The sequence below is a fragment of the Streptomyces sp. LARHCF249 genome (assembly GCF_052871255.1).
The window spans coordinates 245,383-266,295 of record NZ_JBIXJQ010000005.1 but is presented as its reverse complement, the minus strand read 5'-3'; the positions used below and the strand labels follow the sequence as shown (position 1 = coordinate 266,295).

Genomic DNA, 20,913 nt, shown 5'->3' with positions numbered 1-20,913 from the left:
CCCCGCGTCAGGAAAGCCATGTGGCGGCTACCATCCGCCGCATGAACGACGACGTGCGCAACATCGTGCTCGGGGTGATAGCCACCGCCCTCAGCGGTGGGTTCGGCTGGTTCACCCGGACCTACCAGTGGCGCCGCGCGCTCCGCCGCAAGCAGGCCTTCTTCGGCCTGCCGACCGGGTCCGACTGCCTGTTCGTGGTCAACCGGCAGATGGGCGGCACCCCTTCGTCACTGCACCGCAACGATGCCTTCGCCCTGCTGGAGATCTCCGCCCTCATCAAGGACTGCGGGGCGAACGTGCAGATCGTCACCCACGACGGGGCCCGCCAGGGCTTCGGCGACCGGGCCGAGTTCTGCATCGGCGGACCGGTCTCCAACACCCGCACCACCGCGCACCTGACGTCCATGCTGCCCGGGGTACGGGTCGACATCACGACGGGACCCGGACCCGACCGGGGGGCGATCTCCGTCGGCGGGGAGATGTACCGCTGGGAGAAGGGCATGGTCGAGCACGTACTGCTGGCGCGGCTCACGACGGGGCAGGGTGCCCGACCGGTGTTCGTACTGTCCGGGCAGACCGCCAACAGCAACCAGGCGGCCGCCCGTTACCTGGCCAGGCACCACGAGCGGCTCGCCCGCAAGTACGGGGGTGAATCCTTCTGCCTCGTGCTGAAGGTGATCAACTCCGATGCCTACGGGCCCGATGTGACGGAGCTGGTCGCCGATGTCACCGCGGCGGCCCGGACACCCGCAGCGGCAGTCGCGTGATGCCGTTGATGAAGTTGGAGACCAGCCGCCGGGGCGGGCCCGCGAGTTCGGGCACGGGCATCGCCGCGCACCACTCCTCGTAGAAGGTGCGCAGTTGGAGCCGGGCGAAGTGGGCGCCCAGGCAGACGTGCGGGCCGTCGCCGAAGGAGACGTGCGGGTTGGGGGCCCGGCGCAGATCCAGCGTCGCGGGGTCGGTGAAGACGCGCTCGTCGTGGTTGGCGGAGGCGTGGAAGACCACGACCTTGTCCCCGGCCCGGATCCGCTGCCCGGCCAGTTCGGTGTCGGCGGCGGCGGTCCGGCGGAAGCTGAGCACCGGCGGGTGGACGCGCAGGAGTTCGTCGACGGCGCGGTCCTGCGGGACGCCGCCCCCGGCGAGCATCAGGTATGCGTCCGGGTCGCGGGCGAGCGCGAGCAGGCCGCCGGGGGCCGCGCTGCGCACGGTGTCGTTGCCCGCGACGGTGAGCAGGAAGAAGAACATCTCCAGCTCGGCCGGGGCCAGCCCGGCGTGGGCCAGGGCCGTCATCACGTCGTCGCCCGGGTGTGCGCGCTTGTGCTCCGCCAGTTCCCGGGCGTACGCGAACATCTCGCCGAGCAGCGCCGGGGAGCGCGGGTTGAGCGGCTTGCCGTCGGGGCCGGGCAGCGGCGCCGGGGCGTCCTCGGGGTCCTGGTAGCCGATGATCCGTACGGTCCACTCCAGCAGCAGGGCGCGGTCGGCGGCCGGGACGCCCAGCAGGTCGGTGAGGTTCAGCAGGGCGTACTCGTCGGTGACGGTGCGCACCAGGTCGGCGGCCCCGCCCTCGGCCCCGTCCCGCGCGCCGGCGAGCAGGGTCCGGGCGCGTTCGCGTACCCGCCCGGCGAAGGCGTCGACGCGGGCGGGGGTGAAGGCGCGGGAGACGAGCCGGCGCAGCGGTCCGTGGGCCGTGGGCGTCTCGCCGGGCCCGCAGGGCCGTGGGGAAGGGTCCTGGTTGAGCATGGTGCGCCGCAGGAACGGCAGGTCGGCCGGGTCGGGGTCGCGGATCTGGGTGGCGCCGAGCCAGGAGGAGTACGTGCGGTGGTCGCGCAGGACGGTGACGACATCGGCGTGCCGGGTGACCGCCCAGAAGCCGGGGCCCGCCGGCCAGCCCATGATCTCGGGCTCGGCCTGCCAGGCCACCGGGTGCCGCTCGCGCAGCAGCCGGTAGCGCTCGTGGGGAATGCCCTCGGCGTAGATCCGGGGGTCGAAGACGTCGGGGACGTCACCGGCGCGGTCCATGGGGCCACGGTGACGGTGCGCCGCCGCGCCCGCAAGGCCGCGTCAGCGCCGCGTGTCGCACTCGGCGGACGGGAGGGCGGTGTCGGTGCCCTGCAGGGTGACCGGGCTCAGGACGTCCGGTACGGCGGAGACGCCGATGGTGCACACCAGCTGACTGCGGGCCAGTTCTGATAGTTCGCCCACGGCGAACGGCACACGGACCGTCATGCCCCTGCTCGACGAGTACTCGCTCACGTCCAGCCCGGCCGCCCCCTGCCCGGCGGGCAGCCTGGGCAGCGCCGTGGTGAGCCCGGCCTCCCTGGCGGGACCGCCGGGGCCGTCCAGCAGCAGTCGCAGGAGCGCCGTGGGCGCGATGGTGTATTCGTCGGACATGAAGGGGATCGGGACGAGCCGGTCGCCCTCCTTGGAGACGAAGTAGAGGACGACTCCCTTTTTTCCGCCGGGGACCACGACCGTGGCGGCATGGCCGCTCTCGATCACCCCTGTGCGTTTGATCCCGCATCCGGCGAGCAGCAGGGCGCAGCACACGAGCGCCGCCGTGGCCCGGGACCCCGTCTTCCGCCTTGTCATACGCGGGCCTCCAGGGGCATGTCGAGGGTGAAGAGGGCTCCCCCGAAGGGCCCGTTGGCCGCGTGGAGGGTGCCGCCGTGCAGGCGCACGTTCTCCAGGGTGATGGCGAGTCCGAGGCCGCTGCCGGCGGAGCGGGTCCTGGCCGCGTCGGCCTTGAAGAAGCGGTCGAAGATGTGCGGCAGCACCTCGGGGGCGATGCCGGGCCCGCTGTCGGCGACGTCGATCAGCAGCCGTTCGCCGTCCTCGCCCGGTGCGGTCCGTACGGTGACGCGTACGGGGGCGCCGCCGTGCCGCAGGGCGTTGCCGACGAGGTTGGCGAGGACCACGTCGAAGCGGCGCGGATCGAGCCGGGCGCGCACCCGGTCCGGCAGCTCGGTGACGACGCGGTCATCGTCCCAGTGGCGTCGCTCGAGGGTCTTGCGCACGGCTTCGGCGATGTCCAGGTCGTCGAGGTTGAGCTCGGCGGCCCGGGCGTCGAAACGGGAGATCTCCATCAGGTCCTCGACCAGGACGGCGAGTTTTCCGGTCTCGGCACTGATCAGGCGCAGGGCCTTGGCGGTGTCGGCGTCGAGGCGCGCGGCATCCTCGTCGAGGACCTCGGTCACGGCGAGCATCCCGGCGAGGGGGGTGCGCAGTTCGTGGGAGACGTCGGAGGCGAAGCGGCGGGCGCGGGCCTCCGCCTCCTGGAGCTCGGTCACGGACTGTTCGAGGGCGCGGGCGGTCTCGTTGAAGGTGCGGGCGAGTCCGGCGAGTTCGTCGGCGCCCCGGACCTCGATGCGGGTGTCGAGACGGCCGCGGCCCAGCCGCTGGGCGGCCCGGCGCATGTCGCGGACCGGCCGCAGTACGCTGCGGGCGGCCAGCAGCGCGGGAACGATGGCGATGGCCAGCCCCGGGACGGCGCCCTGCTGGGCGGCCTCGACCATGGCTTCGACGGTCTGCTTCTCGGTGGCGAGCGGGACGCTGGCGTAGAAGACGGCCCCGGTGGACTCGGTGTGGCCGTTGTGCTCGAAGAGGGCGGGGACGCCGATCGTCAGCCACGGGTTGCCGCGCTGGTCCTCGACGCGCTGGAAGGCGGCGTACGGGTTGTTGCGGACCTCGTCGCGCAGGCTGTCGGTGATCACGGTGGAGGTGGGCGTGCCGGGGTTGGTGGAGACGCGCAGGCCGCCGTACTCGCCGAAGACGATCCACGGGTGGGGTTTGCCACGCTTGCCGAGCTCGATGACGACGCGCTGGAGCTCCTGCTGGCTCAGGGGGAGGCGGATCTGCTGCTGCTCGACCTGGTCCCGCAGGGTGTTGACCGCGGTGTCCTGGGTCTGCTTGAGGATGGCGTTGCGCGCCTGCTGGTAGGTGAGGGCGGCGGTGGTCACGGCGCTGATCGCGGCAACCAGCAGGAAGGCCGCGATCAGCCGGCTGCGCAGGCCCAGCGGTGCTATGCGTCTCACGGCCGCCTACAGGGGGCCGAAGCGGTAGCCGAAGCCGCGCACGGTCTGGATGTAGCGGGGGCTGCGGTCGGGGTCCTCGACCTTGTGGCGCAGCCGGCGTACGCAGGCGTCCACCAGCCGGGCGTCGGCGTGGTAGCTGTGGTCCCAGACGTACTCGAGGAGCTGCTGGCGGGAGAAGACCTGTTCGGGAGAGGACGACAGGTGCAGCAGGAGCTTGAGCTCGCTGGGCGCGAGGGGGACGCGCTCGCCGTTCTTGGCGACGGTCAGGCCGGCGCGGTCGATGGCCAGTTCGCCGTGGTGCTCGACCTCGGGGCGGCTGCCGGCCGGGGTGCTGAGGCGGCGCAGCACGGCTTTCACCCGGGCCTCTATGACCTCGGTGCGGGCGGGTTTGACGATGTAGTCGTCGGCGCCGGCCTCAAGGCCGATGACTATGTCGAAGTCGTCGCCGCGCGCCGTGAGCATGATGATCGGCACCTCGCTGGTCTCGCGGATCCGGCGGCAGACCTGCACGCCGTTGATCCCCGGCAGCATCAGGTCGAGCAGCACCAGCTCGGGGCGGAAGCCCGCCATCAGCTCGAGCCCCGCCTCGCCGGTCTCCGCGGCGCTCACCTCGTGGCCGCGGCGGCGCAGGCCGAGGCCCACGCCCTCCCGGATGGAAGGGTCGTCCTCGATCAGCAGTACGCGTGGCATCCGGTCAGTATCCCAAGGTGGTTCATGGCTCGCCTCCGGCTAACGGCCGATCCTGCGCCGCAGGGAGCCGAGCTGGTCGGTGATCTCCGTCAGGCGCAGCGGCCCGGCGAGGAGGACGACGACGAGCAGCAGTGCGGCGGTTCCCGCTCCGACCGCGGCGAAGTCGCCGAACCGGTCGGCGGCGCGGGCCGCAGCGTACCCGGCGGCGGCCGCCGGTGCGCAGGCGGCCAGCAGCCGCAGGTGCGTGCGTACGGCGGTGGCGCGCCGTTCGGTGCGGGTGCCCGCGCGGGGGCCGAGCCGCCGCGCGAGGGCGTACGCGGTGACGGCGGCGCCCGCAGTGAAGGCGACCGAGGAGGCCCCCGCCATGCCGGTCACGGCCCAGCGCAGGGGCAGCAGGTGGTAGGCGGCGTACGACAGCCCGGCGTTCAGCGCGACGATCACCAGGTTCAGGAAGAACGGGGTGCGGGTGTCGGAGAGGGCGTAGAAGCCGCGGGAGAGCACGTACTGCGCGGAGTAGGCGATCAGGCCGGGGGCGAAGGCGATCAGCATGCCCGCCATGGCTTCGACGTCGGCTGCGCCGGTGCGCCCGTACCCGAAGACGGCGCCGATCACCCAGGGGGCGAGGGCGGCGAAGAGCGCGGCGGCGGGGACGACGAGCGCGGCGCTGGAGCGCAGCGCGTACGAGACGTCCTTGCGCAGGCCCGCGAGGTCGCCGTCGCTCGCGGCGGAGCTCATCCGGGGCATCAGGGCGGTGACGAGGGAGACGGTGATGATGCCCTGGGGGACGACCCACAGCTGGTAGGCGTTGCTGTAGGCGGCGTAGCCCGCGCCGCCCGCGAGGTCTCCGACGGTGGTGGAGAGCCGGGTCACGACCCAGTAGGCGATCTGGTTGGTGAACACGAGCAGGACCAGCCAGCCCGCGTTGCGCAGCGGGCGGGTGAGGCCGCTGCCGCGCCAGTCGAAGCGGGGGCGCCAGCGGAAGCGGGCGGCGCGCAGCGAGGGGACCAGGGCGAGGGCCTGGATGACGATGCCGGCGGTGGTGCCGAGGCCCAGCAGCCGGGTCTCGGCGGCGGTGAGGCCGCCGGCCGCATCGTGGGAGACGAAGAGGAACAGCCCGAAGACGGCGATGACCACGACGTTGTTGAGGACGGGGGTCCACATCATCGCGCCGAACCGCCCTCGGGCGTTCAGGACCTGGCCGAGCAGGGTGAAGAGCCCGTAGAAGAGGATCTGCGGGAGGCAGAAGCGGGCCAGGGCGACGGTGGTGCTCTGCTGGGCCCCCGTGTACGAGGGGGTGTACGCGCCGACGATCAGCGGGGTGGCCAGTACGGCGACGGCGGTGAGCACCACGAGCGCCACGGTGCAGGCGGTCAGCAGCCGGTCGGTGTAGGCGGCGCCGCCGTCCCGGTGCTCCTTGGCGGCGCGGACCAGCTCGGGTACGAAGACGGCGTTGAGGGCGCCGCCGATGAGCAGCATGTACAGGATGTTCGGGACGGTGTTGGCGACGGCGTAGCTGTCGCCGAGCAGTCCGGTGCCCAGCGCGGCGACGACGACGGCGGAGCGGACGAAGCCGGTGGCGCGGGAGACGATCGAGCCGGCCGCCATGAGCGCGCCGCTGCGCAGGACCGAGGTCTTCTGCGGTGCGGCGCTGGTGCCGGCGCCCTCGGTGGCCGGTCTGGTGTCGGTGGCGGACGTCACCGGCGGGCCATGTAGGCCTGGAACGCCTTGTAGAGCGCCGTGTTGGCGTATCCGTCCATCGGTCTCTCCCACTCTCCGAGCGTCTCGACGACCTGTCCGCCGGTGCCGAGCTTCCAGCGCAGCAGTCCGAACGAGCGTTCGTCGGGGTCGAGGGTGGAGGGTACCCCGCGCATGTCGTACTCGTCCGCTCCGAGGGCGTGTGCGTCGCACATCATGCGCCACTGCAGGGCGTTGCTGGGCCGCACGTCGCGCCGGTGGTCGGCGGAGGCGCCGGTCTGGTACCAGACGCGGTTCCCGGCGACGACCATCGTGTGCGCGGCGAGTATCTCGCCCTGGTGTATGCCCAGGTAGAGCCGCATGCGGCCGGGTTCCTCGGAGTTGAGTGCCTCGTACTGCTTCTGGTAGTACGACAGGGAGCGGCCGAGCCGGAAGCCGTCGCGCTCCTCGGTGATCCGCAGCAGCCGGTAGAACTCGGGCAGGTCGGCGGCGCTGCCGACGACCGTCTCCACTCCGGACTTGGCGGCCTTGCGCACGTTGCGGCGCCACTCCTGGTTCAGGCCGGACCACAGCTCGTCGAGGGTGCGGCCGGCGAGGGGGACCCGGAAGACGTGGCGGGGCTGGGCGTCTCCGTCGTCCTCGCCGCCGCAGCGCTTCCAGCCGCGGGTGCGCAGCCGGTCGGCGAGGGCGGCGCCGACCGGGTCCACCTCGGTGGCGAGGACGTCGGAGATCTGCCGGCCGGGCCCGGTGGCGGACTTGACGCCCGCCGCGTCCCAGCGCCGGTAGGCGGGGGTGGGGCCGATGCGGACGGCGAAGGCTCCGGCCGCCCTCAGGTGGCGCAGGAGCGGGTTCAGCCAGCGGTCGATGTGCGGGTCGGCCCAGTCGGCGACGGGTCCCTCGGGGAGGTAGGCGAAGTATTTCCGGGTGCCGGGGAATTGGCGGTAGAGAACGAGTCCGGCACCGGCGAGCGTCCCGTCGGGGTAGTGCCATCCGACCCTTTCCGAGCGCCAAAGGTCCTTTACCCGGGCCCATGAGGGGTACTGGAGAAAGCTGGCCCGGCGGTGCCGGGAAAGGAACTCCTGGTATTCGGCGACGGACAGGGCGCGCACCCGGAGCTCCTGGTCCTGGTCCTGCTGGGTGGTCACGAGCAGTGCACACATGGCTGATCGGCCTTCCTGTGCGTCCGGCGACTGGGATGCACAGGACTCTCACAGCCGTCCATGACCGAAGTGCGCGGCGATTGTGACCGGACGATGACCGTTTCGCTGCGGTCCATGTCACAACCGAAGGCACGATCTTTTCTGCGGATTGCGCAACCTAGAGTCGCCCCATTCGCATCTACGTTTGCGAACGGTCATTATTTCCCGCTACTCGAAGGGACCTTCGTTGAGCCGCATACGCCGTACCGCCATGGCGAGCACCGCACTTCTGGCCGCCGCGCTGACCGCATGCTCGGGCGGGAGCGGGGGCGGTGCGACCGGCAAGGCCGAGTTGAAGCCGAAGGCGGACATGGCGGTCTCGGTCAACCTCACGGGCGAGCAGGTGAAGGCGGGCGAGCCCGTCACGGTGACGATCGCCGAGGGCAAGCTGGCCCAGGTGAAGGTGACCGACGCCAAGGGGGCGGAGCTGCCCGGGAAGATATCCGACGACGGGAAGACCTGGACCTCTGAGCGCAATGCCGCGCCCGGCGCGGAGTACAAGGTGGAAGCGCAGAACACCGAGAGCCAGAGCGCCTCGACGCAGTTCAAGACCTCCGCCGCGGACAAGGTGAACAAGGTCTCGATCAACATACCCAAGGGCAGCACGGTGGGCGTGGCCATGCCGGTGTCGCTCGTCTTCGACAACCCGGTGGCGAACAAGGCCGAGGTGGAGAAGCAGCTCAAGGTCACCACCTCGGACAACACCGAGGGCTCCTGGGGCTGGATCAAGGACTACTCCGGCAACGACCGCGTCGACTGGCGGCCCAAGGAGTACTGGAAGTCCGGCACCGACGTGAAGGTCGAGATGAACCTGAACGGCGTGGACTCCGGCAAGGGCGGCGGGCTGTTCGCCCGTGACTACAACACCGAGTTCAAGATCGGCAAGGATCGCCGGATCGAGGTCAGCCTCGACACGAAGAAGATGTCGGTGACGCAGGACGGCCAGGCGCTCAAGACGATCCCGATCTCGGCCGGCACTCCGGGCGGCAAGAAGGCGTCCTGGTCCGGGAAGATGGTGATCATGACCAAGGAGGGCACCATCCGGATGGACTCCCAGACGGTGGGCCTGGACGACGCCTACGACAAGATGGTCGACTACTCGATGCGGCTCACCTGGTCCGGCATGTACGCGCACGCCGCACCGTGGAACTCCGGCAACTTCGGCCGCGCCAACACCAGTTCCGGCTGCGTGGGGATGAGCGACGCCGACGCCAAGGACTTCTTCGCCCAGTCCCAGATCGGCGACCCCTTCGAGGTCGTCGGCGGCGGCTCGAAGGGCAACGCGGACATCGGCAACGGATACGGCGAGTGGAACCTGTCCTGGGACCAGTGGAAGGCCAAGAGCGCCGCATCCGGCGCCCCCCAGAACGGCTGAGCCCCCAAGGCGGCCGGGCTCCCGAAACGGCCGGCCTGCCTGCTGACACGAATCAATCGTTACCAGCGCGTAACTTACTCACGGGTTACCTTCGGTAATCCACTCCCGTTACCGTCGGGTCACTTTGACAACCCCGGCGCACGCGAGGAGTGATCGATGGAACGCACCACCACCGCCGCAGCCGTGGCAGCCCTGCTGGCGGCAGCCGCCCTGGGCCTGGCCCCCCACCAGGCCCAGGCGGCTCCCGCCACCACCGCGGCGGTCACCGCCGACGCCTCTTCGGAGCTGAGCTTCCACGACATCCCCGGCTCCGGCGGCATCACCCTCAAGGGCAACGTGTTCGCCCCGTCGGGCGCCGTGGCAGGCGCGAAGTACCCGTTGATCGTGCTGCCCACGAGCTGGGGCATGCCGCAGATCGAATACATCGCCCAGGCCAAGAAGCTCGCCGACTCCGGCTATGTCGTGGTCAGTTACACCTCCCGCGGCTTCTGGCTCTCCGGCGGGCAGATCGAGGTCGCCGGCCCCCCGGACGTCGCGGACGTCTCGGCCGTCATCGACTGGGCCCTGGCCCACACCGCCGCCGATGCGGACCACATCGGCCTCGGCGGGGTCTCGTACGGCGCGGGCATCAGCCTGCTGGCCTCCGCGCACGACCCGCGGATCAAGGCCGTGGTCGCGATGAGCGGCTGGGCCGACCTCATCGACTCCATCTACTCCGGCCGCACCCAGCACCTCCAGGCCGCGGGCATGCTCGGCGCCGCCGGCTACCTCACCGGCCGCCCCGGTCCGGAACTCCAGTCGATCCTCGGCGACTTCCTCGGATCCCGGCTGGACCGCGAGCAGCAGATGATCGAGTGGGGCAAGAAGCGCTCCGCGTCCGAGCAGGTGGACCGGATCAACGCCAACGGCGCCGCGATCATGCTGGGCAACGCCTGGGGCGACACCATCTTCCCGCCGAACCAGTACGCGAGGTTCTTCGAGCGGCTGACCGGCCCCAAGCGCTTGGAGTTCCGCCCCGGCGACCACGCCACCGCCGAGGCCACCGGACTGCTCGGCCTGCCCAACGACACCTGGACCAACGCCCACCGCTGGTTCGACCGCTACCTCAAGGGCGAGCGCAACGGGGTGGACACCGAGGCCCCGGTGCAGCTCAAGTCCCGCAGCAACAACGGCTACGAGGGCTACGCGGACTGGAAGTCGGTCGGCGCGGCCGGCACCGAGAAGCTCGCGCTCTCCGACAGCGAGCACCTCTTCGCCAACGTGGACTCCGGCGCCAACGGCGGCATCATCTTCCTCTCCAGCATCCTCGACCAGCTCGCCCAGGCACCCCCGACCGCCTCGATCCCGCTCCTCCCCCGCGCCTTCGCCGCCGTCTGGCAGTCCGGACGCTACGACGAGCCGCGCCGCATCCGCGGCACCGTGGAACTGCACACCACCGTCACGCCCACCAAGGGCGACGGCACCTTCGTCGCCTACCTCTACGACGTCGGCCCGCTCGGCATCGGCAAGCTCGTCAGCAACGCCCCGTACACCTTCCACGGCAAGACCCCCGGGCAGGCCTTCGGGGTGGACCTGGAGCTCTTCTCCACCGCCTACGACGTGCCCGAGGGCCATCGGCTCGCCCTTGTCATCGACACGGTCGACCCGCTCTACATCGAGCACAACCCCACCGGCGCACAGCTGACCTTCTCCTCGCCGGCCACCGATCCCAGTTACGTCTCGGTGCCGCTGCGCGAGCAGTGATCCACGGCTGCTGCCGGGCTGGGAGGGCTCCCCCTCGGGGCTACTCCCGGCCCGGCCGTACCACTCCTCCGGCCATGAAGCAGGGGCCGGCGAAGCCGACCTGCTTCTTGCGGTTGTCGTTGATGGTGTAGGTGCCGGCGCAGTGGTCGATCTGGCCGTTCTGCAGGACCGTCTCGCAGTTGGCGGAGGCGATCGTCCTGAACCGGATGGTCCCGGGGTCGAACCCGAGCGAGGCCGCCGTCATCTTCGCGATCTCGATGTCGAAGCCGCAGTAGCGGCCGCCGGACGGGTCCTTCTCCCCCATGTACGGCTGGTCCTCCTTGGCGCCGACCACGAGGCGGCCGCGGCGCCCGGCCTTCTCCCAGGTGCGCGAGTCGGGCAGCCGGAACGCCGTGTCGACCTGGTGCACGGGCAGGTCCTCTGGCATCGAGATCATCGGACGGGCCCCCTCAATGCTTCAGGATCTTGGAGAGGAAGTCCTTCGCCCGGGCGCTCTCGGGAGCCGTGAAGAACTCCTCCGGGGTCCGGTTCTCGACGATCCTGCCGTCGGCCATGAACACGACGCTGTTGGCGGCGGAGCGGGCGAAGCCCATCTCGTGGGTGACCACGACCATGGTCATGCCCTCGGCGGCGAGCTGCTGCATCACCTCCAGCACCTCGTTGATCATCTCCGGGTCGAGCGCGGAGGTGGGCTCGTCGAAGAGCAGGGCCTTGGGGTTCATGGCGAGGGCGCGGGCGATGGCCACGCGCTGCTGCTGCCCGCCGGAGAGCTGCGCGGGGTACTTGGCGGCCTGGTCGGCGAGGCCGACGCGCTCCAGCAGCTCCCGGGAGCGCTTGTCCGCCTCTTCCCTCTTGCGCCCGCGGACCTTCACCTGGGCGAGGGAGACGTTGGCGAGGACGGTCTTGTGGGCGAAGAGGTTGAAGGACTGGAACACCATCCCGACCTCGGCCCGCAGCCTCGCCAGATCCTTGCCCTCTGCGGGCAGCGGCTCCCCGTCGATGAGGATGGTGCCCGATTCGATGGTCTCCAGCCGGTTGATCGCCCGGCACAGGGTCGATTTCCCGGAGCCGGAGGGGCCGATGATCACCACCACCTCCCCGCGGCCGACGGTGAGGTTGATGTCCTGCAGGACGTGAAGCGTCCCGAAGTGTTTGTTGACGTCCCGCAGCTCGATCAACGGATCGACGACCATGCGCTGCCCTGCCCATTTGTCGGTGTGTCGAGGTCTGCGCAAACTATCCAGCCCAGGAAGGGCACTTCACCTCGACACGCCTAAAAGGACATAAACGTCGCATAAACCTCGCCGCATGCGCCTCTACGGCGATCAGCCTTCGGAGGCCTCGGCGTACGCCTGGCTGAGCTCGGGGGATCCGGTCATCGCCCAGGACACCCCGGACTCGATCACGTTCAGCTCGCGGCCCGAGGCCAGCCGGATCACCGGCTGGCCGTTCGGCCACACCTGCCAGGCCGTCCCCGGGATGGTGCGGATGATCACGGTCCCGAGGTAGAAGCCCGCGTCGTTGCCGAGCCACGGCACGATCTCCGGATCCCGCCGCCAGCGCGGCATCAGCTGGTCGAGCGCTTCCAACGAGACCTGGGTCTCGTCGAGTTCGAGTCCGGCCGCCCTCGCCTGGACGCGCAGCATCTCACACTCCGAGAACAACTCGGCGATGCCCTCGGGATCATCGGCCAGGGCGGCGGCAAGACCCGCGGCCCGCTCCGTTTCGTGCCGGTTCAGCCAGTTGTCCAGGAAAGGGATGTTCATACCGCCCAGCGTCGCACCAGGACCCGCCGCTGGCCACAGGGCGCGCCTGGAGCGGTCCTAGTGCTGCGACCGGGACTAGCGGTCGAGGTCCAGGTCGACGACGACCGGCGCGTGGTCCGACGCTCCCTTGCCCTTGCGCTCCTCGCGGTCGACGTAGGCATCGGTGACGGCCTTGGCGAAGGGCTCGTTCCCGTACACCAGGTCGATGCGCATGCCCCGGTTCTTGGGGAAGGCGAGCTGGCGGTAGTCCCAGTACGTGTACGGCCGGTCGTACTTGAGGGGCCGGGGCAGCACGTCGGAGAGCCCGGCCGCCCGCAGCGCCTCCAGGGCGGCCCGCTCGGCGGGGGTGACGTGGGTGAGGCCCGCGAAGACCGCCGGGTCGTACACGTCCTCGTCGGTCGGGGCCACGTTGAAGTCGCCGAGCACCGCGAAGGGGCGCGGGCCGGCCGCGTCCTCGGCGACGGCGGTGGTCAGCGAGCGGAACCAGTTCAGCTTGTAGCCGTAGTGGTCGTGCTCGACCTCGCGGCCGTTGGGCACGTACACCGACCAGAGGCGCACCCCGCCGCAGGTGGCGGAGATCGCGCGGGGCTCCTGGACGCCCTCGTAGTCGGGCCCGTCGGGCAGGCCCATGACCACGTCGTCCAGGCCGGCCTTGGAGACGAGGGCGACGCCGTTCCACCGCCCGGTGGCGTTGACGGCCGACTCGTAGCCGAGCTCGCGCAGCTCCGCGTGCGGGAACTGCTCCGCGGAGCACTTGGTCTCCTGGACGCACAGGACGTCCGTGCCGGAGGCCTCCAGCCAGGCCAGCAGGCGCGGCAGCCGGGCGGTGATGGAGTTGACGTTGAACGTGGCGATACGCATGCGTCCCAACCTACCGCCCGGCACCGACAGTCACAGGTCGGTGGTGTCGCCCGCGGAGAGCCGGCCGTGGTCGGTGCCGCCGAGGGTGTCCAGGGCCATGTCGTAGATGGGCCGCGCGATGTCGGCGAGGTAGGCGTCGTGGATGTCGATGGCCCGCCGCGGCTTGACCTCGCGGAGGTAGTCGATCACCTCGGCGACCTTGTTCCAGGGGGCGTGCACCGGGACCATCAGGGTGTCCACCGGCGCCCCGGGCACGGTCAGCGCGTCTCCGGGGTGGAAGAGCGAACCGTCGACGAGGTACCCGACGTTGGTGATCCGCGGCATGTCCGGGTGGATCACGGCGTGCAGCTCGCCGTGCACCTGGACCTCGAATCCGGCGGCGCTGAAGGTGTCGCCGTGGCCCACGGTGTGCACCCGGCCCGGGTAGGCGGGGGCGATCCGGTCGGCGACGCTGCGCAGGGTCCACAGCTCGGCGGCCGGATCGGCTTCGAGGGCGGCGCGCAGCCGGCCCTCGTCGAAGTGGTCGGGGTGCTCGTGCGTGACCAGCAGGGCGTCCGCCCCCAGGCCCGCGTCCGGTTCGCTGAAGGCGCCCGGGTCGATGACGAGCGTGCGCCCGTCCTTCTCCAGCTGGACACAGGAATGCAGCCGCTTGGTGAGCTTCATGATCTCAGGCTAGCCGCCGGCGGGGCGCTCAGGGGGTGGTCGAGGAGACCACGTACACCTTGGAGACCTTGGGGTCCGTGAGGTCGACGGTGATGTCCCGGGTGGGCCTCGGGTCGTCCTGTTCGAGGGTGGTCCCGAGCCACTCGGTCCCGGGCTTCCAGTCCCATCCCGCGACGGAGGTGTCGTGCTCGGAGATCGATACCCCGGGAGTCAGCTCCTCCCGGCTGGTGCCGATGTCGGCGAGGAAGCCGTCCAGGTCCTCCGGGGTCACGGCGAACTGGGTGAACAGCCGGCTCGTGCGCCAGTTGTTGGTCTCCAGGAACCCGACCCGCCAGGCCTTCGGCGGGATGGGGACCTCGTAGATGCTGCGCTGCACCCTGGAGGGCCAGCCCGGACGCACCTTGGACGCGCCGACCCTGGCGGCCTTGTCACGGCCGCTCTCTCGGCTCTGCTGGGTGGAGATGGCCAGGTAGCCCGCGGGTACGCCGACCAGCAGCAGGATGATGATCGCGGTGATCCAGCGGCGCTTGACGACGTGCCTGCGGTCCTCGGCGGCGGGCGGCGGGCCGCCCCCGTCGGGGGCAGCGGCCTGGCGGGGCAGGGAGGGCGGGGTCACTGCTGCTCCGTGTCCTTGGGGTCCGTGGCGTCCGTGGCGTCCGTGGGGCCGGGGGCGCGCCGGCCCAGCTGCTGCGCGTAGCGCTCGTACCGTTCGTAGCGCTCGACGCGGCGGCGGGTGGCGCGCCGGAAGCGGCGGGCGACGAGCCGGGCCAGGTCGGCGGCACCGACCATACCGGCCTCGGGGCCGAGCTCGGCCTTGGCGATCCGCGCCTCGGGACGGTAGCCGCGGCCCGTGAGGTGGCGGCGGAATGCGTCGCGGGCGGGGCCGATCAGCAGGTCGTCGGCCGCGCTGACGCCACCGCCGATGACGAAGCAGGCGGGGTCGAGGGCGGCGGCCAGGTTGGCGATGCCCACGCCGAGCCACTGGCCGATGTCCTGGAGCAGCTCGACGCACATGGCGTCGCCCTCGCGGGCCAGCTCGGTGATGAGCGGCCCGGTGATCTCGGAGACGTTCCCGCCGACCCTGGCGATGATGTTGTGCGCGACCGGCGAGTCGGCGGCGGCCAGCTCGCGGGCCTCGCGGACCAGGGCGTTGCCGGAGCTGTACTGCTCCCAGCAGCCGCGGTTGCCGCAGGGGCAGCGGTGCCCGCCGGGGACGACCTGCATGTGGCCGAACTCGCCGGCGACCCCGTACCGGCCGCGCTTGACCTGGCCGCCCTCGAGGATGGCCCCGCCGATACCGGTGCCGAGGGTGATCATGACGAGGTGGTCCTCGCCCCGCCCGGCTCCGAAGCGCCATTCCGCCCAGGCAGCGGTGTTGGCATCGTTGTCGACCATGACCGGGACCACGAGCCGGGACTGGAGCGCGTCGCGCAGCGGCTCGTCGCGCCAGGCCAGGTGGGGCGCGAACAGGACGCGGGAGCGGTCGGCGTCGACCCAGCCGGCCGCCCCGATCCCCACGGCGTGCACGTCGTGCCGGTCGGAGAGGTCCAGCACCAGCTCGACGATGGTGTCCTCGACGACCTTGGGGCTCTTGGACTTGTCCGGGGTCTCGGTGCGGATCTTCTCCAGGATGACGCCGTCGGCATCGACGACCCCGGCCATCACCTTGGTGCCGCCGATGTCGATGCCGACGGTCGGGACCCGCGGGGCGGTCAGGTGCGACCGGCGCTCACGGCTCCCGATGGTCCGCAGGACGGTGCCTCGCGCCGACCCCCGGTGGGCGAGCGTGAAGTCCCGGTACGTGCTCATCGAGTCGTGTCGTTCCTGTCGGCGTCGGAAAGGGGGCCGGACGCGGTGTCCGGACCTGATTCTGCCACTCGCTCCAGTTCGTGGCTCAGTTCGTCGAGCTCGGAGCCGCCCGCCATCTGGCGGGTGAGCTCGTCCAGGGTGATCGAGTCGCGCGTGTGGCTGCCCGCCATGGTGCCGCGCTTGAGCAGCACGAACCGGTCTCCGACGAGGTGGGCGTGGTGCGGGTTGTGGGTGATCAGCACCACGCCGAGGCCCGCGTCGCGGGCGGCGGCGACGTACTTGAGGACCACGCCGGACTGCTTCACGCCGAGCGCGGCGGTGGGCTCGTCGAGGACGAGGACCTTCGCCCCGAAGTAGACGGCCCGGGCGATGGCCACGCACTGCCGCTCGCCGCCGGACAGGGTGCCGATGGGCTGGTCCACGTCGCGCAGGTCGATGCCCATGCGGAGCAGCTCGGCGCGGGTGGTCTCGCGCATGAACTCCACGTCCAGGCGGCGGAGGGGGCCGCGGCCCTTCGTCGGCTCGGAACCGAGGAAGAAGTTGCGCCAGACCGGCATCAGGGGGACGACGGCGAGGTCCTGGTAGACGGTGGCGATGCCGCGGTCGAGGGCCGCGCGGGGGTTGGCGAGCACGGTCTCCTCGCCCTCGATCTCGAAGGAGCCGGCGTCGTGCTGGTGCAGGCCCGCGATGATCTTGATGAGGGTGGACTTGCCGGCGCCGTTGTCGCCCAGCACGCAGGTGATCTCGCCCGCCGAGACCTCCAGGGAGACCCCTTGGAGGGCGCGGATGTTGCCGTAGTACTTGCTGACGCCGGTCAGCTTCACCAGGGAAGCCGCGCCCCTCGCATCGGACACTGTGGTGGTCACTTCGCCTCCGCCCGCTTGCGGACCCATGCGTTGAGCAGCGTCGCGAGCAGCAGCATCGCGCCGAGGAAGAACTTGAACCAGTCCGGGTTCCACTGGGCGTAGACGATGCCGTTGCTCGTCATGCCGAAGATGAAGGCGCCGACCGCCGAGCCGATGGCGGAGCCGTAGCCGCCGGTCATCAGACAGCCGCCGATGACGGCCGCGATGATGTACAGGAACTCGTTGCCGACGCCCTCGCCCGACTGGACCACGTCGAACGAGAACAGGATGTGCTGTCCGGAGATCCAGGCGCACAGGGCGACGCCCATGTAGAGGCCGATCCGGGTCTTCACGACGGGGACGCCGGTGGCGCGGGCCGCGTCGGCGCCGCCGCCCACCGCGAAGATCCAGTTTCCGGCGCGGGTGCGCAGCAGGATCCAGGTGGCCACGGCGACCAGGGCCAGCCACCACAGGATGGTGACCTTCAGGGTGACCGAGCCGACGTTCCACTGCGAGGCGAAGAGGGCGCGCGCGGAGGAGAAGCCCTCCATGTCGGCGATGGTCTTGGTGGAGACCGAGCCGCTGATCAGCTTGGTGAAGCCGAGGTTCAGGCCGGTCAGCATCAGGAAGGTGCCGAGCGTGATGATGAAGCTGGGCAGTTTGGTACGGGTCAGCATGAAGCCGTTGAAGAAGCCGACGGCCAGGGTGACGGCCAAGGACACCAGGACGCCGACCCACACGTTGGCGGTCATCTGGTAGCTGAACATCGAGCTCAGCAGCGCCGAGGTGGTGACCATGACACCGGCGGAGAGGTCGAACTCGCCGCCGATCATCAGCAGGGCCACCGGGACGGCCATGATCCCGATGGTGGAGGCGGAATACAGGACCGTGCTGAGGCTGGACGCCCGCAGGAAGCTGTCGGCGGCGAAGGAGAAGAAGACGAAGACGGCGGCGGCGCCGACGACGGCACCCAGCTCCGGGCGGCCCAGCAGTCTGCGGACCACGGAGGTGGGCGCGAGCCGTTCGTCCACGGCGGCGGCGGACGTGCTCATCGGCTGCCCCGCCTGATGAAGTCCTCCAGCTCGGCGGCCTCGGCGCCGGTGACGATCTGCGGTCCGGTGAGCACCGGACGGCCGCCGCCGAGCGTGTCCCCGTTGTAGCGGTAGAGCCACAGCAGGTCGACCGCCTCGTACCCCTGCAGGTAGGGCTGCTGGTCGACGGCGAACCCGAGGGCCCCCGACTTCAGGTCGCGGGCCACGGACTCGTTGAGGTCGAAGGTGTCCACCTCGGCCTTGCTGGCGGCGGCCTCCTTGGCCTTGACCGCGGTGGGGGCGAAGGGGGCGCCGAGCGTCAGGATCGAGTCGACGCTCGGGTCCGCCTGGAGCTTCGCCTGGATGGCGGCCTGCACGGACGGCATGTTGGTGCCCTCCACGTACAGGTTCTCCATGGTGCCGGAGAAGGTCTTCTTCGCCCCGGCGCAGCGCTGCTCGTGGCCCACGTTGCCCTGCTCGTGCAGGACGCAGACGGCTCTCTTGCGGCCGCGCTTGCCCAGCTCGGTGCCGACCGCCTCGCCCGCGATCGTCTCGTCCTGGCCGATGTGGGTGAGCGCTCCGTACTCGGCGGACTGGGCGGATCCGGAGTTGACCGTGACCACCGGGATGCCGGCCTTGACGGCCTTGCCGATGACGTCCTTGAGCGCCTCCGGCTTGGCCAGGCTCACGATGATCCCGTCGACCTTCTGGTCGATGGCGTTCTGCACGAACTGCGCCTGCTGCTGCGCCTGGTCGTCGTGGGAGTAGACGAAGTTGATGTTGTCCTTCGCCGCGGCCTCCTTGGCGCCCTTCTGGACGATGTCCCAGAAGGTGTCGCCGTCGCCCGCGTGCGTGACCATCGCGAAGGTCCAGCGCGGGGTGGAGACGGCCGGCCGGCCCGCCTCGGCGGCCTTAGCCCGCTCCTCGGCACGCTTGCCGCCCGTACTGCTGCAGCCCGCGAGCGAAGCTCCCAGTACCGCCGCGAGCACGGCGCCCACGACGCGTACCCCTGTCCGAACCCTAGCCACGTCGCCGTGCCCTTCCCTCGTCACCAATTCGGTCATTCCGGTTCCAGCCGCTCAGTATCCGCCACAGTGGACCATGCAGGCTCATCGGGGCATGCCCGGGCAGATTGACAGGTCCCCCGTACGGGGTCAGGTTGAGTGCATGCGCATCGGGCTCATCGGGACGGGCCGGATCGGGTCCTTCCACGCGGCGGCACTGGCCCGCAACCCGGAGGCGGGCTCGCTCCTGCTCGCCGACGCCGATCCCGCGCGGGCGGCGCGGCTGGCCAACCGGCTCGGGGCCACCGCCGCGCCCTCCGTGGAGCAGGTCTTCACCTGGGGCGTGGACGCGGTGGTCGTGGCCTGCGCGACGGAGGGGCACGCGGAGCTGGCGGTTCGGGCGGTGCGCGGCGGGCTGCCGGTGTTCTGCGAGAAGCCGCTGGCCCCGGACCTGGCCCGGAACCTGGCCGTGCTGCGCGAGGTGGACGCCGCCGGCGGCGTGCTCCAGGTGGGCTTCATGCGCCGCTTCGACGCGGGCTACCGCACGGCCCGGGAGCTGGTCCGCTCGGGCGCCCTGGGCCGGCTGCACACCGTACGGACCATGACGGCCGATCCGGCTCCGCCGCCCGCGGCGTACCTGGCGACCTCCGGCGGGCTGTACCGGGACTGCCTGGTGCACGACTTCGACATGGTCCGCTGGGTCACCGGGCACGAGGTGGCCGAGGTGTTCGCGGCCGGGTCGGACGCGGGTCCGGCGCAGTTCCGGGAGGCGGGCGACATCGACACCGCGGCGGCCGTGCTCATGCTGGACGACGGGACGCTGGTCACCGCGACCGGTACGCGGTGCAACGGCGCCGGGTACGACGTGCGGATGGAGCTGGCCGGGGAGCTGGACCAGGTCTCCGCCGGGCTGGACGACCGTACGCCGATCGCCTCGACCGAGCCGCATGGCCCGCCGCCGGCGAGCAAGCCGTGGACGGGGTTCCTCGAGCGGTTCGGCCCCGCGTACGAGGCGGAGCTGGCGGCCTTCGTACGGCTGGTCCGCGGCGAGGGCCCGAACCCCTGCGACGGCCGGGAGGCGCTCGCCGCGTTCCGGGTCGCGGAGGCGTGCGAGCTCTCGCGCCGCGAGGGGCGCCGGGTCCGGCTGGAGGAGCTCCCGGATCGGTGAGCGGGTGGCCATCGGGCCACCTTAGGGCCGCTGTTCGCCCTGGATGGGGAGCGGTTTCGGACAATCAGCCGACGGTGCGGCGGCCCCATGCCGTACCGGCGAGCACGAGGGCGGCGCCGGCGATGCCGAGGGGGCCGAGGTGCTCGCCGCCGATGGCGATGCCGGCGGCGGCCGCCCACAGCGGCTCGGTGCCGAGCAGCAGGCTGACGCGGGAGGGCGAGGTGCGGCGGACGGCCCACATCTGCACGAAGAAGGCGAAGAGCGTGCACAGGACGGAGAGGAAGACCAGCCCCGCCCACTCGGCGGCCCCGAACCCGGCGGCCGCGGCCCACGGGCTGTCCCCGGTACCGGGCACTGCGGCCAGGACCGCGAAGACGAGGACGGCGCCGCCGAGCTGGACGGTGGTGAGGGAGAGCGGGTCGGCGCCTTGGACGGCCTTGACCCGGGCCATGAGCAGGACGTGCAGCGTGCGGGCGAGGGCGGCGCAGAGGATGAGCAGGTCGCCCGGGCTGGGCGCGGTGAGTCCCCCGCCCTGGGTGAGCAGGACGACCCCCGCGACGGAGACCGCGGCGGCGGTGAGGAACGCGCCCGAGGGCTTGCGCCGCTGCACGGCCGCCTCGGCGAGCGGTGTGAAGATCATGGTCAGGCTGATGATCAGCCCGGCGTTGGTGGCGGAGGTGTGGACGACCCCGTAGGTCTCCAGCAGGAAGATCCCGCCGAGGACCAGGCCCAGCAGCCCGGCGCCGCGCAGCTGGGCGGGGGTCAGCGCGCGCAGCCGGCGCCACCCGGCGACGACCAGCACGGGCAGCACGAGCGCGAAGCGCAGGACGAGTACGCCGATCACGGTCTGGGTGGTGGTGATGCCCTTGGCGGCGAGGTAGCTGCCGCCCCAGACGACGGCGACGGCCAGGACGGGCAGGTCGGCGAGCCAGGCGGCGCGGCGGGGGCCGCTGCCGGGGGCGTTGCCGTTCCGGGCTTCGAGGGCGGGCGAGGTCACGGTCACCGGGCGGTCTCCAACGGTCCGAAATGAGTG

General features: G+C 71.3%; 20 protein-coding genes and 1 pseudogene. 4 read left to right on the top strand and 17 right to left on the bottom strand.

The window, feature by feature from the left end; genetic code table 11:
* Positions 1-41: 41 nt before the first annotated feature.
* Complete coding sequence (locus ACIPUC_RS16165) at positions 42-767, top strand: hypothetical protein (protein WP_446589985.1); 726 nt, start codon at positions 42-44, stop codon at positions 765-767.
* On the opposite strand, the gene ACIPUC_RS16160 is transcribed toward ACIPUC_RS16165, so the two are convergent.
* From ACIPUC_RS16160 to ACIPUC_RS16135, 6 genes are read right to left on the bottom strand one after another with little or no spacing between them, the layout of a single operon-like run.
* Positions 727-2,019: a cytochrome P450 gene (locus ACIPUC_RS16160; protein ID WP_446589983.1), complete on the bottom strand. Its 1,293-nt coding sequence runs from the start codon at positions 2,017-2,019 to the stop codon at positions 727-729. The genes ACIPUC_RS16165 and ACIPUC_RS16160 overlap by 41 nt on opposite strands.
* A gap of 42 nt (positions 2,020-2,061) precedes the next feature.
* Positions 2,062-2,589 (bottom strand): hypothetical protein, encoded by a 528-nt coding sequence (locus ACIPUC_RS16155; RefSeq protein ID WP_446589982.1) that lies wholly within the window; start codon positions 2,587-2,589, stop codon positions 2,062-2,064.
* Positions 2,586-4,031: an ATP-binding protein gene (locus ACIPUC_RS16150; RefSeq protein WP_446589981.1), complete on the bottom strand. Its 1,446-nt coding sequence runs from the start codon at positions 4,029-4,031 to the stop codon at positions 2,586-2,588. The genes ACIPUC_RS16155 and ACIPUC_RS16150 overlap by 4 nt, the downstream gene beginning before the upstream one ends.
* A gap of 6 nt (positions 4,032-4,037) precedes the next feature.
* The gene (locus ACIPUC_RS16145; protein WP_446589980.1) at positions 4,038-4,721 is read right to left on the bottom strand and encodes a response regulator; all 684 of its coding nucleotides are present in this window, start codon (positions 4,719-4,721) and stop codon (positions 4,038-4,040) included.
* Positions 4,722-4,760: 39 nt separating this feature from the next.
* Positions 4,761-6,419, bottom strand: coding sequence for a murein biosynthesis integral membrane protein MurJ (murJ, locus tag ACIPUC_RS16140; protein ID WP_446589978.1), 1,659 nt, complete (start codon positions 6,417-6,419; stop codon positions 4,761-4,763).
* A complete protein-coding gene (locus ACIPUC_RS16135; RefSeq protein ID WP_446589977.1) occupies positions 6,416-7,576 on the bottom strand; it encodes a lipid II:glycine glycyltransferase FemX in 1,161 nt (386 codons plus the stop codon). The genes murJ and ACIPUC_RS16135 overlap by 4 nt, the downstream gene beginning before the upstream one ends.
* A gap of 250 nt (positions 7,577-7,826) precedes the next feature.
* Here ACIPUC_RS16135 and ACIPUC_RS16130 point away from each other — a divergent pair, with 250 nt between their 5' ends.
* Entirely contained in the window at positions 7,827-8,990 is a 1,164-nt protein-coding gene (locus tag ACIPUC_RS16130; protein ID WP_446590435.1) for an Ig-like domain-containing protein, read from the top strand.
* 156 nt (positions 8,991-9,146) lie between these two features.
* Complete coding sequence (locus tag ACIPUC_RS16125) at positions 9,147-10,733, top strand: CocE/NonD family hydrolase (RefSeq protein WP_446589975.1); 1,587 nt, start codon at positions 9,147-9,149, stop codon at positions 10,731-10,733.
* Between the two features lie 67 nt (positions 10,734-10,800).
* Here the strand turns inward: ACIPUC_RS16125 and ACIPUC_RS16120 are convergent.
* From ACIPUC_RS16120 to ACIPUC_RS16075, 10 genes and pseudogenes are all read right to left on the bottom strand, one after another.
* Positions 10,801-11,154, bottom strand: a pseudogene (locus ACIPUC_RS16120) (transporter substrate-binding domain-containing protein); the annotation flags it as partial.
* 28 nt (positions 11,155-11,182) lie between these two features.
* Positions 11,183-11,926, bottom strand: a complete 744-nt coding sequence (locus ACIPUC_RS16115; protein WP_446589974.1) for an amino acid ABC transporter ATP-binding protein — start codon at positions 11,924-11,926, stop codon at positions 11,183-11,185.
* A 132-nt stretch (positions 11,927-12,058) separates the two neighbouring features.
* Positions 12,059-12,499 carry a DUF6278 family protein gene (locus ACIPUC_RS16110; protein ID WP_446589973.1) on the bottom strand — a complete coding sequence of 147 codons (441 nt, stop codon included), beginning with the start codon at positions 12,497-12,499 and terminating at the stop codon, positions 12,059-12,061.
* Positions 12,500-12,574: 75 nt separating this feature from the next.
* Entirely contained in the window at positions 12,575-13,360 is a 786-nt protein-coding gene (locus tag ACIPUC_RS16105) for an exodeoxyribonuclease III (protein ID WP_446589972.1), read from the bottom strand.
* Between the two features lie 30 nt (positions 13,361-13,390).
* Positions 13,391-14,023 carry an MBL fold metallo-hydrolase gene (locus ACIPUC_RS16100; RefSeq protein WP_446589970.1) on the bottom strand — a complete coding sequence of 211 codons (633 nt, stop codon included), beginning with the start codon at positions 14,021-14,023 and terminating at the stop codon, positions 13,391-13,393.
* 28 nt (positions 14,024-14,051) lie between these two features.
* Positions 14,052-14,639, bottom strand: a complete 588-nt coding sequence (locus ACIPUC_RS16095; RefSeq protein ID WP_446589968.1) for a hypothetical protein — start codon at positions 14,637-14,639, stop codon at positions 14,052-14,054.
* Positions 14,636-15,832: an ROK family glucokinase gene (locus ACIPUC_RS16090; RefSeq protein ID WP_446589966.1), complete on the bottom strand. Its 1,197-nt coding sequence runs from the start codon at positions 15,830-15,832 to the stop codon at positions 14,636-14,638. The genes ACIPUC_RS16095 and ACIPUC_RS16090 overlap by 4 nt, the downstream gene beginning before the upstream one ends.
* The gene (locus ACIPUC_RS16085; protein WP_446589965.1) at positions 15,829-16,725 is read right to left on the bottom strand and encodes an ATP-binding cassette domain-containing protein; all 897 of its coding nucleotides are present in this window, start codon (positions 16,723-16,725) and stop codon (positions 15,829-15,831) included. The genes ACIPUC_RS16090 and ACIPUC_RS16085 overlap by 4 nt, the downstream gene beginning before the upstream one ends.
* Positions 16,695-17,729 carry an ABC transporter permease gene (locus ACIPUC_RS16080; protein WP_446589963.1) on the bottom strand — a complete coding sequence of 345 codons (1,035 nt, stop codon included), beginning with the start codon at positions 17,727-17,729 and terminating at the stop codon, positions 16,695-16,697. Before ACIPUC_RS16080 ends, ACIPUC_RS16085 begins: the two co-directional genes overlap by 31 nt.
* Complete coding sequence (locus tag ACIPUC_RS16075; RefSeq protein ID WP_446589962.1) at positions 17,726-18,736, bottom strand: sugar ABC transporter substrate-binding protein; 1,011 nt, start codon at positions 18,734-18,736, stop codon at positions 17,726-17,728. The genes ACIPUC_RS16080 and ACIPUC_RS16075 overlap by 4 nt, the downstream gene beginning before the upstream one ends.
* A gap of 139 nt (positions 18,737-18,875) precedes the next feature.
* On the opposite strand from ACIPUC_RS16075, the gene ACIPUC_RS16070 reads away from it, so the two are divergent.
* Positions 18,876-19,880 carry a Gfo/Idh/MocA family protein gene (locus tag ACIPUC_RS16070; protein WP_446589961.1) on the top strand — a complete coding sequence of 335 codons (1,005 nt, stop codon included), beginning with the start codon at positions 18,876-18,878 and terminating at the stop codon, positions 19,878-19,880.
* Positions 19,881-19,944: 64 nt separating this feature from the next.
* Here ACIPUC_RS16070 and ACIPUC_RS16065 read toward each other — a convergent pair whose 3' ends face one another.
* Positions 19,945-20,883: a DMT family transporter gene (locus tag ACIPUC_RS16065; RefSeq protein WP_446589959.1), complete on the bottom strand. Its 939-nt coding sequence runs from the start codon at positions 20,881-20,883 to the stop codon at positions 19,945-19,947.
* Between the last annotated feature and the right edge of the window lie 30 nt (positions 20,884-20,913).